14 protein-coding genes are annotated in these 14146 nt (G+C 35.6%); 13 read left to right on the top strand and 1 reads right to left on the bottom strand.

Going from position 1 to position 14146, the window contains the following annotated elements; genetic code table 11:
- Positions 1-10 precede the first annotated feature (10 nt).
- From LVD15_RS00245 to LVD15_RS00185, 13 genes are all read left to right on the top strand, one after another.
- On the top strand, positions 11-502 hold the full coding sequence (locus LVD15_RS00245; RefSeq protein ID WP_233778303.1) for a hypothetical protein: 492 nt from the start codon (positions 11-13) through the stop codon (positions 500-502).
- A 223-nt stretch (positions 503-725) separates the two neighbouring features.
- Complete coding sequence (locus LVD15_RS00240) at positions 726-1490, top strand: DUF2310 family Zn-ribbon-containing protein (RefSeq protein WP_233778302.1); 765 nt, start codon at positions 726-728, stop codon at positions 1488-1490.
- An 80-nt stretch (positions 1491-1570) separates the two neighbouring features.
- On the top strand, positions 1571-3016 hold the full coding sequence (locus LVD15_RS00235) for a DUF4932 domain-containing protein (RefSeq protein ID WP_233778301.1): 1446 nt from the start codon (positions 1571-1573) through the stop codon (positions 3014-3016).
- Positions 3017-3175: 159 nt separating this feature from the next.
- Positions 3176-4612, top strand: coding sequence for an amidohydrolase family protein (locus LVD15_RS00230; RefSeq protein WP_233778300.1), 1437 nt, complete (start codon positions 3176-3178; stop codon positions 4610-4612).
- A 173-nt stretch (positions 4613-4785) separates the two neighbouring features.
- Positions 4786-5364, top strand: coding sequence for a DUF6584 family protein (locus LVD15_RS00225; protein ID WP_233778299.1), 579 nt, complete (start codon positions 4786-4788; stop codon positions 5362-5364).
- Between the two features lie 315 nt (positions 5365-5679).
- The gene (locus LVD15_RS00220; RefSeq protein WP_233778298.1) at positions 5680-6069 is read left to right on the top strand and encodes a hypothetical protein; all 390 of its coding nucleotides are present in this window, start codon (positions 5680-5682) and stop codon (positions 6067-6069) included.
- Between the two features lie 260 nt (positions 6070-6329).
- A complete protein-coding gene (locus LVD15_RS00215) occupies positions 6330-7421 on the top strand; it encodes a serine hydrolase domain-containing protein (RefSeq protein ID WP_233778297.1) in 1092 nt (363 codons plus the stop codon).
- Positions 7422-7627: 206 nt separating this feature from the next.
- On the top strand, positions 7628-8143 hold the full coding sequence (locus LVD15_RS00210) for a hypothetical protein (protein WP_233778296.1): 516 nt from the start codon (positions 7628-7630) through the stop codon (positions 8141-8143).
- Between the two features lie 269 nt (positions 8144-8412).
- Complete coding sequence (locus tag LVD15_RS00205; RefSeq protein WP_233778295.1) at positions 8413-8880, top strand: hypothetical protein; 468 nt, start codon at positions 8413-8415, stop codon at positions 8878-8880.
- A 283-nt stretch (positions 8881-9163) separates the two neighbouring features.
- Complete coding sequence (locus tag LVD15_RS00200; RefSeq protein WP_233778294.1) at positions 9164-9454, top strand: hypothetical protein; 291 nt, start codon at positions 9164-9166, stop codon at positions 9452-9454.
- Positions 9455-9629: 175 nt separating this feature from the next.
- Positions 9630-11153 (top strand): IS21 family transposase, encoded by a 1524-nt coding sequence (istA, locus tag LVD15_RS00195; RefSeq protein WP_233776528.1) that lies wholly within the window; start codon positions 9630-9632, stop codon positions 11151-11153.
- 11 nt (positions 11154-11164) lie between these two features.
- Positions 11165-11899 carry an IS21-like element helper ATPase IstB gene (istB, locus tag LVD15_RS00190; protein ID WP_233776529.1) on the top strand — a complete coding sequence of 245 codons (735 nt, stop codon included), beginning with the start codon at positions 11165-11167 and terminating at the stop codon, positions 11897-11899.
- A 343-nt stretch (positions 11900-12242) separates the two neighbouring features.
- Positions 12243-12773: a hypothetical protein gene (locus LVD15_RS00185; RefSeq protein WP_233778293.1), complete on the top strand. Its 531-nt coding sequence runs from the start codon at positions 12243-12245 to the stop codon at positions 12771-12773.
- Positions 12774-12898: 125 nt separating this feature from the next.
- On the opposite strand, the gene LVD15_RS00180 is transcribed toward LVD15_RS00185, so the two are convergent.
- A complete protein-coding gene (locus LVD15_RS00180; protein WP_233778292.1) occupies positions 12899-14137 on the bottom strand; it encodes an IS256 family transposase in 1239 nt (412 codons plus the stop codon).
- Positions 14138-14146: the final 9 nt, after the last annotated feature.

Genomic DNA, 14146 nt, shown 5'->3' with positions numbered 1-14146 from the left:
CATAAAAGTCATGTTTACAAAGGAATTAACAGAAGATAACGAACTGCTTTTGTACCAGAACGGCCAACTGATATACAAACGATGGCTGAACACTGGACAGTCAAAAGTATTTGACGTAATGGCTTATGATAAGTACACTTATTCAAGCATTACTGATCTTGATATTGAAAACTCTAAACACTTGATTAAGGTAAACGCGGTCTTCAGACTAACACCAACGAAAGAGGGAGGTCGCAAGTCAGGAATTATCAGCGGATACAGACCTAACCACGTATTTGAATATCGAGAGAACGGAGAAATGGTTGAGGCATTCATGGGGGATATCCAATTTGACCATCCAAAAGTTTTGGAGCCTGGTGTGGCACAGATGGTTGTTGTTAGATTCCTGTTGGCTCAACGAATTGAAAGATTCCTTGAACCTGGAAGAGAGTGGTTTATTCACGAAGCACCAACTAAAGTCGGAACAGCAAGAATCATTGACTTTCAACTGCCTAGAAGCTAATGCACATATCAGATTGTATGAAGCATACCCCCCTTGCCGCCATACTCGGCATCGTGGCATGATTACCTCAGCTCTTTTTCATAGTATGGCCTGGCTATTCGCATCAAACTTTAAAAGCCTCGCAAAACACCGCTATTCATTTTTAAGATTAAATTAGTTAGATTGACCACATAAAAGAAATAAGGGAATGTGTTTCCTTTACACGGATGTTACCATTCATTAAATGCACATAGTAAAGTTAAATATAACAGGTAAGGAAGTAGGTTCGGAGGAGTTCTTTGAATGCACCAATTATTACTTTCAATCACTCTATGGAACAAAGCAAATAATAAATGAAGAATGGCAGTACGAACCTATTGACAATGGATTAAGTCTTAACTTTTTTTGCCCTGAGAAAGATTCGTACAGCGAGAAGAATTCAACCATTTATGGAATTAAGTGGAAAAAACGAATTGAAGGAGAATTGAAGTGTAAATTTGACTTCAGGCACATGGGGTTAGACCCTGAGTTTGGAAAAACAATCATTCCAAAAAAGCGAGAATTTTTAATTCTTAAAACTACAAGGTTTTCACCAATAATTGAAGGCTCATCACTTAATCAAATTCCATTATACAAGATACCTTATACTCATCATGATGGAGAATGCTATAACGATATTAACTTCTGGGAAAATAATTATGAAAGGGTTGAAGGACTTTGGTTTAATGGCATTGTAGGTGAAAGGTGGGCACAAAACCAATTACAAAACCATGATAGTGATCTTAGTAAACAAGGAATTGATTGTTGTAAAAAAATTGAGGAAGTAACACAAATACCCACTTATTATTTTCTCTTCAATTATAGAGCTTGGGGACAAAAGAAAGACAAAGAAAGAAAATGTCCGATATGCGGAAATGATTGGTTGATAGATGGTTCAACATTCAACGACTTTTACGCATTTAAGTGTGATGATTGCAGGTTAATTTCTGAACTTTCCTCCAATAGATAAAAAAACGAAATGGTAACACTATGTAAAAATGCATTAAAATGCATTTTACATTAAACGTTAGGCAAAATATAAAACCGAGAATGAAAATAAAACAAGCATTAAGAATTACAATTTATACGTTATCAATCGTGTTTTTTATTTCTTCCTGCCAAAAGGCAAAAAAGGAAAGTAAAGAATCGAAGGAAATAATAAGTGTGGAATATCCCGAAACCTATGAATTAGCAAATATCATTCTGGCACTTACTAAATATGGAAAAACTGATAAGTGGGAAGTCCGACAAGGTTTCGATTATTATAACAAAGTTCAAGAATATTTTAAACCAGTAAATCAACACCCTTTATTAGATTCTGTAAACTATTCAAGAGAAAGATGGGAAGAATATTTAAGCTTTAGGACTGATTCTTACGCATTCGAATTTGATGAAAACAATGAATTAAAAAGAAGTTTTGAGTTCTATGCAAATAAGGGATTTCAACCTTTTGATGACCATTTAAACTTAATAAACGACTTTGTTCAAAAATCAAACTTTAGAGAGTTCTTTGAACAAAATAAGGACTATTACAATTCTGTTTCAAACAAATATAAGAAAACACAATACTTAAACGAAATGCGTGAGTTCCTGACAAAAGAATTTGGCGAGCAGTATTCGAACAATGAAAAATATAATGTTGTGCTTTCCCCTTTTGTTTATAGGATGAATTGCCATAGAGATATCGATTCAATGACTGTGGCTGATTTCATAACAATTCCTGATTACGTTTTATCCGATACAATTTCAACAAATGATAAAGACATAGCCACTTCAATTCACAACTTGTTTACAGAAATGGACCACGGATATGTAAATCCAACTACAAACCAATATAAAGAATTGGTCAATAAAAATTTCAATGCTAATTTATGGGACAATAAAAGTGGATACAATGAAAATAATGGATTTGGAGTGTTTAACGAATATATGACCTGGGCAGTTTATGACATATTCTTGAAAAGGCATTTTCCCAATTATGCAAATGAAGTTGGCCTAAATTGGAGTTTTCAAAATGACAGTAGGGGTTTTGAATATCCTCAACTATTTACACAACAACTCTTGACTCTTTACAATCAAAAAGAAGATAAAGAAACTTTAAAGGACTTATATCCTAAAATGCTAGACTGGACTTCTGAAATTCAGAAAGACTTATCAAAACCGAAAATAATCTCACCAAAAGATTCAACTTACATCAAATTTTCTGGAAAAACTAAAATCACTATTCTGTTTTCAGAACCAATGAAGAAAAGCGATACAATAACAACGATTTTTCAAGATGGAAAAAATTTAAGACAATTTATAGACCTAAATAGTAGTGAAAATAATCTACGTTGGTCGGAAAACGGAAAGGAATTAGAATTTGAATTAAGTTTTCCTAGTGACCGAGATGCCTATTATTTCCAGTTCAATTGGTGGGGAACAAAACATCCGCTTATTAGTGAAAAAGGAGTATTGATAAAGAGCGGGAGTTATTTTAAAATCATTAACAAATAAATACTTTGCCTAATAACGTATATAAAAAATAGCGGTTTAATCGCTCAAACGAAAACGAATTGTATGAATTTAAGGTCTGTTATAATCCGAAAAGTTAGTCCCTAAAACCCGCTACTTTTCATATACAAGACCGTTCTATGCAATTATAAAAAACACACATTGAAACAATTAACATTCATACTTCTATTTATAACTCTTATTGGTTGCAAACAAAATTCAAAATCTGAATTTATCGCTCTGAACTCAGATAAAAGCTCAATCCAAAAACGAACTGAATTAAATCAAAAAGTACTGAAATATATAAAGTATAAATCTGATGTTCTTGTCCTAACCAATGCAACTGTTTTTGACGGAAAGGGAAATTCAGCTAATAATAAACAAACATTGATTGTTGAAAATGGTTATTTCCAATCAATTGGACATACCTCGGAAATTAAAATACCAAAAGGAGCGACTATAATTGATTTAGAGGGAAAAACAGTGATTCCCGGAATTGTTGGAGTTCACAATCATCTACATATCCCAAGATTTCCATTTGTTGGAGAAACCGCCTCAAAACTTTACTTGGCTTCGGGAGTAACCACTATTCAAACTTGTGGTTCAGCATCACCAGAGCAAGAAATAAAATTATCAAAAAAAATAGAGCAAGGCAAAGTTATTGGACCCAAAATAATAATAAGCGGACCTTATTTTACGGGAAAAGGAGGTAACCCAAATATGATTATCCCACGCAATGAAAACCATATAAAGGATACCATTCAATATTGGACAGAAAAAGGAGTTCGATGGTTTAAAGTTTATCGCCATACAACACCAAGTGACTTGGAAGTTATTATCAAAGAAGCACATAAACGGAATGCAAAAGTAACGGGACATTTATGTTCAATCACCTTTGAAGAGGCTACAAATTTTGGCATTGATGGAATAGAACACGGACTGAACAGCACAAGCGATTTTAGAAAGAACAAAACGTTCGGTATTTGTGACGGCTCAAGAGAATACATAGACGAGTTGGATATAAAAAGTGAGGAAGTTAAACGACTTCAACAGTTAATGATTGATAGCAATGTTTTTTTGACTTCGACATTGGCTATTTATGAGGCAAGTATTCCAAATAGAGCCTTTGCAGATGAACGTGCGTTAGAAGTAATGTCGCCATTTTTAAAATCACAATATAATGAGAGAAGAAATAATTTCGATATTCAAAAGTCGAGTGATAGCGTTAGGGAGAGTAGATTAAAAAGAATAATGGAGTTTGAATATCAATTTTTTAAAATGGGAGGAACTTTAACTGCAGGAGTTGATGCAGGTAGACACGTACTTCCAGGCTTTGGAGACCAAAGAAATTTTGAGTTACTAAAAGAAGCAGGATTTACGAGCGAGGAAGCAATCAAAATTATGACAAGTAATGGAGCGGAAGTTCTTTCCAATTCTGAAATTGGGGTAATTGAGAGCGGAAAAAAAGCAGACTTTGTAGTAATTAATGGAGATATTAAAGAAAACATACGCAATGTTGAGTTAGTTTTCAAAGATGGTTATGGATATGACCCTAATCTGATTTTAGAAGAAATGAATGGAAAATTTGGAGAAGAATAACTCCCGTTGCCGCCATGCTTGGCATGATGGCATGATTACCATGGGCCTGAGTATAGCCTGGCTATTCCCATCAAACTTTTAAAGTCTCACAAAACGCTGCTCTTCATTTTTATCATTAAATTAGTTAGATTAACCATATAAAAGAAATAAGGGAATGTGTTTCCTTTACACGGATGTTACCAGCAACAATGAAGAAGCTAATCTCAAATTTTAGATCTTGGATTTTGTCATCTGAAAACTCAGAAGTCAAAAAAACAAGATTGTCACTTTGGGAGAGACATCGAACAATTAAAGACTATAGAAACGCTCTTGAATTAAGAATAATAAAACGCGCTGAAAAAGATGTACTTGATGGCGATATCGACAAGGCAATTAGTAGATATGAAGGATTTTTCCAATACTATTCTATCAACCAGGATTTGCATAACAAAATAGCTGAATTATATCTTCATAAAGATGATAAGGTTAGCGCTGGGCGACACCTCTTTTTGAAAGAAAATCTTTCAGAAACTGAAATGCAATGCGTTAGGAAGTTTAAAAAGTCTTGTGGTAACAGCTCGACTATTATTTTGAAAAAGCTATTGCCAAAGGAAAATTTTAGAGTTAAGGAATTAACGGACTATCAAAAAAATAAGCTGAAAAAATTAATTGATGATTCAATAAAGGAATCAGCAGTAACTCCAAATTTCTTAAAAGGAATTAAAAGATATTTAGATAAAATAAAAGCTGGTAGCACTGTATATACAAAATAGGCGATATAGTAGTAAATTCAACGGTTGTAGCCCGCTTTAAAATAGTAACGGTTTGATGAGTTTGAAGCTCGCAATTGCCTACTTAGCCTATACAAACACGTTGTGCGTCATTAGAAAAATGAAAATACTTAAATATATAGGAGTTGCTTTCCTGGTAGTACTAGGGGGGGGGGGATTGGTCTTTTCATCTTTATATCTATCATTTTTAGTTCAGACGAAGTAAAAGTCAATTCCAAAATACTGATTAAAAGTGGAAGATTTAATGAATTACATGAAGCTATTCTAAAACTTGATAGCGTTAGAAATATAGCTGTATTGCCTGAAGAACGATATATTGTAATTGATGGTATAGTGATAAATCAAAGTAAACAAACGTATGGAATTGAACCTGTATTAGGATTTTACTTTAGCTATTACCAAGAAGGAGATAAGATTGCATATGCTTCTTTAGATAGTTTGCTTGCTATGCATCATATTAGGATTGATAGCGTAAAGGTATTACCAATAATTTCTAAAATGAAAGAGTGCCATATATCAGATATAGCAATTAGTGAAAGTACAATATCATACCGTTGGAGAGTTTCCGCTATGTATGGTGAAGAAGGAATCATTTACAGTCAGAAATCACTTGATAAGGATTCTTCAAGATATGATGTTTTTGAGAGGATGGAAGGTGGTTTCTATCATTTTGCGGTTTATGATTGATGGAAATAAAACAAAACGAACGCCCAACAATATGCAGCGCCCGTTGCCGCCATGCTTGGCATGGAGGTATGATTACCACGGCTCTTTTGCATAATATTGCCTGGCTATTAGCATCAAAACTTTAAAAGTCTCACAAAACGGCGCTATTCATTTTTATTATTAAATTAGTTAGATTGATCACATAAAAGAAATAAGGGAATGTGTTTCCTTTACACGGGTGCTGGCGGTAATTAGGGCAATAACGCGAAATCAAATATTTAATGGAACAAACTTTTAAAATCTTACTTCTTTTTATCGTCCTCACCCACATAAGTTGTAGAGAGAATAAGAATAAGACGAATACCAAAAATGAGAAACAAGCGGTCGATGACTATTCTGCCGCAATCGATAGCTTAATCAAAACAACCAATCCAAGAAAGTTTAATGGTGTTGTTCTGATAACTCAAAATGGCGAAACCAAATACTTCAAGGAATATGGATTTTCAGACTTTGAAAAGAAAACGCCTATTATCTCGAACAGTAATTTTCGAATCCAATCAAATAGCAAACAGATAACAGCAGTTCTCGTTTTGAAGGAAGCCGAAAAAGGAAATATTGATTTGGAAAGTCCAATTAGGAAATATCTTCCTAAACTTGAACAAACTTGGGCAGACACGGTAACAGTCCATCAGTTAATGAATATGTCATCGGGAGTTTTGAATATTGAAGGGCCTTTAGCTTTTAAGCCAGGCACGGATTTTCGCTACAGTAATCCTGCTTATGGATTGTTAGGTAAAACTATAGAGGCTGTAACCGGCGACAATTACACGGAGGCAGCTAATACTCTTTTTAAAGAGTTAGGGATGACTAAAACATATTGTTATGAAATTGATGGAGTTAATCCTGATCTCGTAAATGGTTACTGGGTTTCAAACGAAGAATTGGAAAAGGTAGATTTTGATAGCTTAAATTTCACTAAAGAATCTTGGGCAAACTTTGTTCCTGCAGGAGGCATTATTTCAAATCCTCACGACTTGAATATTTGGGATACAAAATTACACAATGGCGACATCTTAAAATCTGAAACCTACAATCTTATGGTAAATTCCGAGGTAGTCGATTCAGATTATACGTTCAGCAATAAACAATCGAATTATGGGTATGGCGTCAATATACACGAAGGCAAACCATTTAAATACATCGGACACGCTGGAAGAGGTATCGGATTCGTAAACCTTAAAATATATGTGCCAGAAAAAAAGTTAGACATCATTATAATGGAAAATGTTTATGACAGAGATATTGATATCGTCTACCATTTTGAAAAAGAAATTAGAAAAATCGTTATGAATAGCAATTTAGTCAAAAAATAACTACCGCCAACTCCGCTGACGCCATGCTTGACATGGTGGCATGATTACCATGGGCCTGAGTATAGCCTGTCTATTCCCGTCAACCTTTAAAAGTCTCACAAAGAGCTGCTATTCATTTTTATCATTAAATTAGTTAGATTGACCGCATAAAAGAAATAGGGGAATGTGTTTCCGTTATGCGGGTGTTACCTTGCACTTAAAAACAAATGGGAGATAAAGTAAACGCAATAATTAGACATGAACTACTAGCAATTGAATTGCTTGATTTACCCAATAGATTCAATGACAATGAAATATGTTCGCCCATAAAAAAAGACGAAAGTTATGAGGAGTGGAAATGGACGAGGGAGAATATCGATGCGCTCTTTTTGAAAGACTACTGGGATAGATCATGGCGTTGGTATACCAAGAACAAGTGGTCAGAAGAAGATTTAGCTATGATAACAGGACCCGATTATTTCAATCTTCATTCATATTTTCCTAAAACGATCTCGATTAGCAATTGGATAAACTGGCATCAATTTAAAGAGAATGACGAATTGAATTTATACTTCAAAGGTGTTATTTTATGGCTATCTAAATTTATTGACGCTCAAGAAATCATATTGACTTCTGATCAATCAATAGATCAATTGGATGAAAGGGAATATGAATATAACGAGCTGATAGATAGCCTAAAGAAGCATGATTTGGAATTTGAAGTGATGAAAAATACAAGGTAACAAAGAGTAGGAGCTACGGCTGCGAAACGAGTGATTGAAGCATAAATGCAAACAAGTAAGATAAATGAAACCCGGCAGAAAACAGCATCTAAGCCGTTGCATCCCCGGTGCCGCTATACTTAGCATGGTGGTATGAATATGGCCTGGCTGTTCGGATCAAACTTTATAAGTCTTGAAAGTGTAAGTGTTTATGTTTAATGTTAAATTAGTTACATTAAATGCGTGAGAAATAAGGGATGTGTTTCCACTACAAGGAACGTTGTAAAACATTGGAAGAGCTAATAAAACTTATTGACAGGATTACGATACTTGGCTTAAAACCAAATGTTGAATTAGATAATAAAACATTATTCTTAAAGCAGCATTTAGTTAAACTATATTCAATGTTTCTGGATAATGAATTTGTGATGGATAGTGAATTTGAAGAACCATTGTACAACTTCAACTATGAGGAAATTAGGAAAAATGTTGGGCAGAATTTTCCGGATTTCGGTTATTATAACTCAATATCAGATGTTAATAATATTGAGGAAGTTCAAGTGCCAGTTATTGGAGATTCAGTAGATGATTTAACAGATATTGTAAAAGACCTTTTGGAAGTTAAATGCATTTATGAAAATTTGAATGAGAAAAATGCTGCGTGGCATTTGGATTGGATTATAAGGTCGCATTCAGAGCAACACATAGTGGACTTGTTAAAATATTTAAAGAATATTGAAAATAGAAACATTTTATAGTAGTATGTATGAGCTGGAGTCAGCTCAAGTGCTGGATTCGCTGGATTTCACCGTCCTATCGGATGCGAAATCGACACAATAATCCTACCCCGCTGCCGCCATGCTTGGCATGGTAGTATGCTTACCACGGCTCTGCTGCATAGTATGGCCTAGCTATTCGCATCAAAACTTTAAAAGTCTCACAAAGAGCTGCTATTCATTTTTATCATTTAATTAGTTAGATTAACCACATAAAAGAAATAGGGGAATGTGTTTCCTTTACACGGATGGTGTAGCCAATAAGATGAAAAAAGTACTTTTTATAGTTTTAACAATTACTCTACTAGCATGTGAGAATGCAACTAAAGAGACTCAAAAAAAACTGGGCGAAACTTTAGTGACTGAAAAATCATCAATTCTTAAAGAGTTCTCTTATGAACCAATAACCTTCTCATTAAATGGTACTCGTGACACAACTATTACAACTAATTCTGGATTGAAAATTCACTTTGAAGATGAATTATTGATCGACGATAAAGGTCAAATCCAAACAGGTGGATACAACGGTTTGAATTATGCCACCCATTTCGGTTAGGTATATGCCAGTGATTTCGGTTCAAACCGTGCCAGTGTATCTATTTGATTACGGTTCGATTTGTGCCACCATATTATAATAATTGATACCTATTACGGTTCGATTTATGCCACTTTAAGAGTTCATTGATTGTTAATATCGCCCCAAAAAAAGGATGGCGAATAAACTTGACATAATGGACTTAAAACAAATTATCAATCTTCATTTGAGAGGGCTGAGCAATCGGCAAATTGCTTTGACCCTGGGTGTGAATAGAAACACTGTTAACCATTATTTGCGATCACTTCAGTCAAGCGATCAGCCCATGGAAGCATTGCTACAGTTGGATACTGATGCTTTAGAAGAGCTATTTTCGTCTAAGACAACCATAAACAATGATCGTTATGCGGTTTTAATGCGTTTTTTTGAGACCATGCACCCACAGCGTCATCACCCTGGCTTTACCCTTCAGTACCACTACCAGTTGTATGCTGAGCAAACTCAGGATAGTTACAGTTACACTCAGTTTACCACCCATTATCAGCGTAAGTACAAACAGGCCAAAGGTTCTATGAAGTTAGAGCACAAGGCAGGAAAAGAGCTTTATGTTGATTTTGCAGGTAAGAAATTAGAAGTAGTAGATCCATCTACAGGAGAAGTAAGCCAGGTAGAAGTTTTTGTGGCCACACTTCCTTTTAGTCAGTATACTTATGTGGAAGCATGTAAAAGTCAAAAAAGGGAGGACTTTATTCAATGCCTCAATAATGCACTCCGCTTCTTTGGAGGAGTACCTGTAGCCATCGTGTCAGACAACCTTAAATCGGCAGTTACCCGATCCAGTAAGTATGAGGCGGTTATTAATAAAACTTTCAAAGACTTCGCTCATCACTATGGGTGTGCCATAAACCCTACACGTAGTTATGCCCCACAAGATAAAGCACTGGTAGAAAATGCTGTTCAGCTGGCCTATCAGCGCATTTATTACCCTATGCGTAAAATGACTTTCTTCTCTATTGAAGCGCTTAATGAAGAGATCCAGCATCATCTTAAGGGCTATAATAATGTGCTTTTTCAAAGAAAAGAAGCTTCCAGAAAAGAGCTGTTCCAATCCGTAGAATCATCCCTTCTAAAAAGCTTACCCCAAAGTACTTATCAGGTTAAAGAATACGCCAGAGCCAAGGTACAGAAGATGGGATATGTATACTTCTCGGCTGACAAGACTTATTATAGCGTTCCCTATCGCTACATTGGCTCTCAAACTCAGATACAGTACACCTCCAAACATGTTGAAGTATACTACAAAAGCCAACGCATTGCGCTGCATAATAGAGTAATGAGTAAGGGTGCTTATATTACTAATAAGAATCACCTCTCCAGTACACACCGTGCTTATAGCCAATGGAGTCCCCAGTATTTTTCTGATCAGGGAGGTAAAATAGGTGTAAATGTAAAGCTGTTTATGACAGGTTTATTCCTGCAGGGTGACTATCCTGAGATTAACTACAAAAGAGCCATGGGCATTTTAATGCTGGCCAAAAACTATGGCCATGAGCGTGTAGATAAAGCCTGCCTAAGGGCTGTTCATCATGACACATACAGCTATCAAAGGCTCAAAAATATACTCAGTAATAATATGGACGAGCATGAAATAGAACAAGAAAATCATCAATCACATATCCCTTCTCACAAAAACATCAGAGGGGCTAACCATTACCAGTAAACAATAATTTTATGAACAATAATCAAACAATAGAAAAACTAAAATCCATGAGGCTATCTGCGATGGCTGAACTGCACAGACAACAACTCAGCAGCAATGCTTATCAAAAATGCACCCCAGATGAATATCTGGCCTTACTCACTGAAAGTGAATGGGAAGACAGGCAGAATAAGAAGATTACACGGCTGATGAAAAAGGCCACCTTCAAGCAGCAGGCAGACATGGATGAAATAATCTTCTCTGAAAATAGGAATCTGGATAAAAACATGTTCAACAGGTTGTCCTCCTTACAGTTCATCAAGCAAAGTGAAAACATCATTATTACAGGTGCTTCAGGAGTAGGCAAAAGCTTTATGAGTCAGGCCATAGGCAGACAAGCTTGTCTGATGGGCTATAGCACCATCTATCAGGTAACAGCTCGCCTGTTCAACAAAATGAAACTCGCCAAAGTAGATGGCACCTATATCAAAGAACTTAAAAGAATTACCTCTGCCCAACTCTTAATACTAGATGATTTTGGTTTACAAAGCATGGACAATATTGCAAGAGAAGTACTTATGGATATTATCGATGATCGTCATGGAAAAACTTCAACTATAATCTCCTCTCAAATACCAGTATCAGCCTGGTATGATATTATTGGTGAAGGCACTATTGCTGATGCCATATTAGACAGGCTCGTTAACTCTTCTCATAGAATAGATCTCAAAGGAGAATCTTTGAGAAAAGGTATGTTGAAACATTAATATTTACTAAAATTACGAAACTCTTAAAGTGGCATAGATACACCGAAATCACTGGCATAGTTTGACCGAAACAACTGGCATAGTCCGACCGAAATAGCCAACAGGGGAAATTCGTTTAGAAATAATTGAATTATTTAATAAATCTGACTTTGCGCTTAATAACGCTCCGACAATATCAGACGAACGAATTCTTGAATCAGGAGGAGCTTATAACATAGAGTTTTTCAACAAATCAGGAAATAAACTGAACCTAAGTAAGGGAAAAAACTTGAAAGTCGAATTACCAATTACATCTGAGAAAGAAATGAACTTATTCTATGGCTCACGATTAGATAACGGAATAATGAACTGGGAGAAATCGGATATTAAGCTTACAGACAGCATTGATATAGATGTTAACTGTATTAAAATGTGGGGAGTTAACAAATATAGTGAAGGAACAATTGAAGTGAGTGATACTACTATCATATGGGACACAACTTACGTCAACAAATCACTGGACTCGAAATTATATAAAGTAATCGAACTCGAAAATATTGGCTGGATTAATTGCGATAGGTTCATAGATTTTAAAGAAAAAACAGACCTAATTGTAGAGCTAAAAGATTCTACAATTACAACATGTAACATATACTTAGTTTTCAATGAAATCAATTCTGTTTTGCAGAATCATTACTACTCAAAGAATGACAAAAAATACGGTAACACATTTAAGAATATCCCTGTTGGATCCTCTGTAAATCTTATTGCCATTAGCAACCATCATGGTCAGCTCAGATCATATAGATCTAAGATAAAGATAACGGAAGGACTTACGCGAATCATTGAACTAAAGAAGTGTCCAGAATCAGAAATCGCAGAGCTATTTAATTAAAAAAACGGCTACAACAATGGGTAAGAAACCATAGCGTGTAAGTAGGTCACGAGAGGTTTGCGGGGGAGTGTTAGCTCATCTCTGTCTGCTTCCCTCCCAGGGGCTAGCCCCTGGGAGGGAATTTTTTATTTTTTGGTTTGACTGGTTTTTAGTTCCAGTTCCAATCTTCCCTCAAATCTAATGGCTAATTGCTGCACCGTCAAACCCCAATTCCGCAAAGGTGAAGTCCATTTTTTCTCAATACGTCTGCAAACTAAGTAAACTAATTTCATCAAGGCCATATCACTGGTAAATGCTCCCTTACTCTTGGTAACTTTTCTTACTTGTCTATGAAAGCCTTCCACTGGATTTGTAGTGTATATTAACTTTCTTATGGGTTTACTGTAATCGAAATAAGTGCTAAGTAGTTCCCAGTTATCATTCCAAGATCGTATCACCACAGGATATTTCTTTCCCCATTTTTCTTCCAGTTCTAATAAAGCAGTCTCTGCCTGATCTTTTGTGTCTGCTTGATAAACTAATTTAAGATCTTGTATAAACACTTTCTGTTCTTTACTGGCTACATATTTCAAGCTATTTCGAATCTGATGAACTACACAAAGTTGAACATCTGTTTGTGGGTAGATGGAGTGTATCGCTTCACTAAAACCTTTCAAGTTATCAGTGCAGGCTATCAAAATATCTTTCAAGCCTCTATTTTGTAGCTCAGTAAGTATCTGAAGCCAAAAATTAGCTCCTTCGCTTTCTGATAGGTACATGCCCAATATCTCCTTGTTGCCCTGCTTATTGATCCCTAAAATATTATAAAGGGCTTTATGCTTCACCTTACCTTCATCTCGCACCTTGAAATGCATGGCATCTAGCCAAACAATACAATAGACCGATTCTAATGGCCTGTTTTGCCACTCCTTTACTTTAGGGATCACTCGGTCTGTGATATCACTTAACACCTCTGTTGATATATTTGTGTCATACATCTCCTTGATGTGCTCTTGAATATCTCTCAAACTATTACCTAGCCCATACATGGCTATTATTTGCTTCTCTAGGTTGTCTGCCAGTATACGCTGGCGTTTCTCTACTATTCTTGGCTCAAAGCTGCTATGACGATCTTGAAGAGTATTTATCTCAACGTCTCCTAAACTACTCTTAACTGTTTTCTGGCCTTTGCCATTGCGCTTATTACCATGAGAGCGTCCTTTTTCTTCACTGGATAGGTGATCCTCCATTTCTGCTTCCAGAGCTTCTTCTAAGAACTCCTTCAACATGGGGCTGAAAGCCCCATCCTTACCAAATAGAGATTCTCCTTTTAAAAATTGTTTAAGTGCTTTTTCCTTTAATTCTTCTTTCTCTTGTTTGTTCATTGCTCTTTA

This window comes from Fulvivirga maritima, from assembly GCF_021389955.1.
In the GTDB taxonomy this organism is placed as follows: domain Bacteria; phylum Bacteroidota; class Bacteroidia; order Cytophagales; family Cyclobacteriaceae; genus Fulvivirga; species Fulvivirga maritima.
This window is presented reverse-complemented; position numbering and strand designations above follow the sequence as displayed.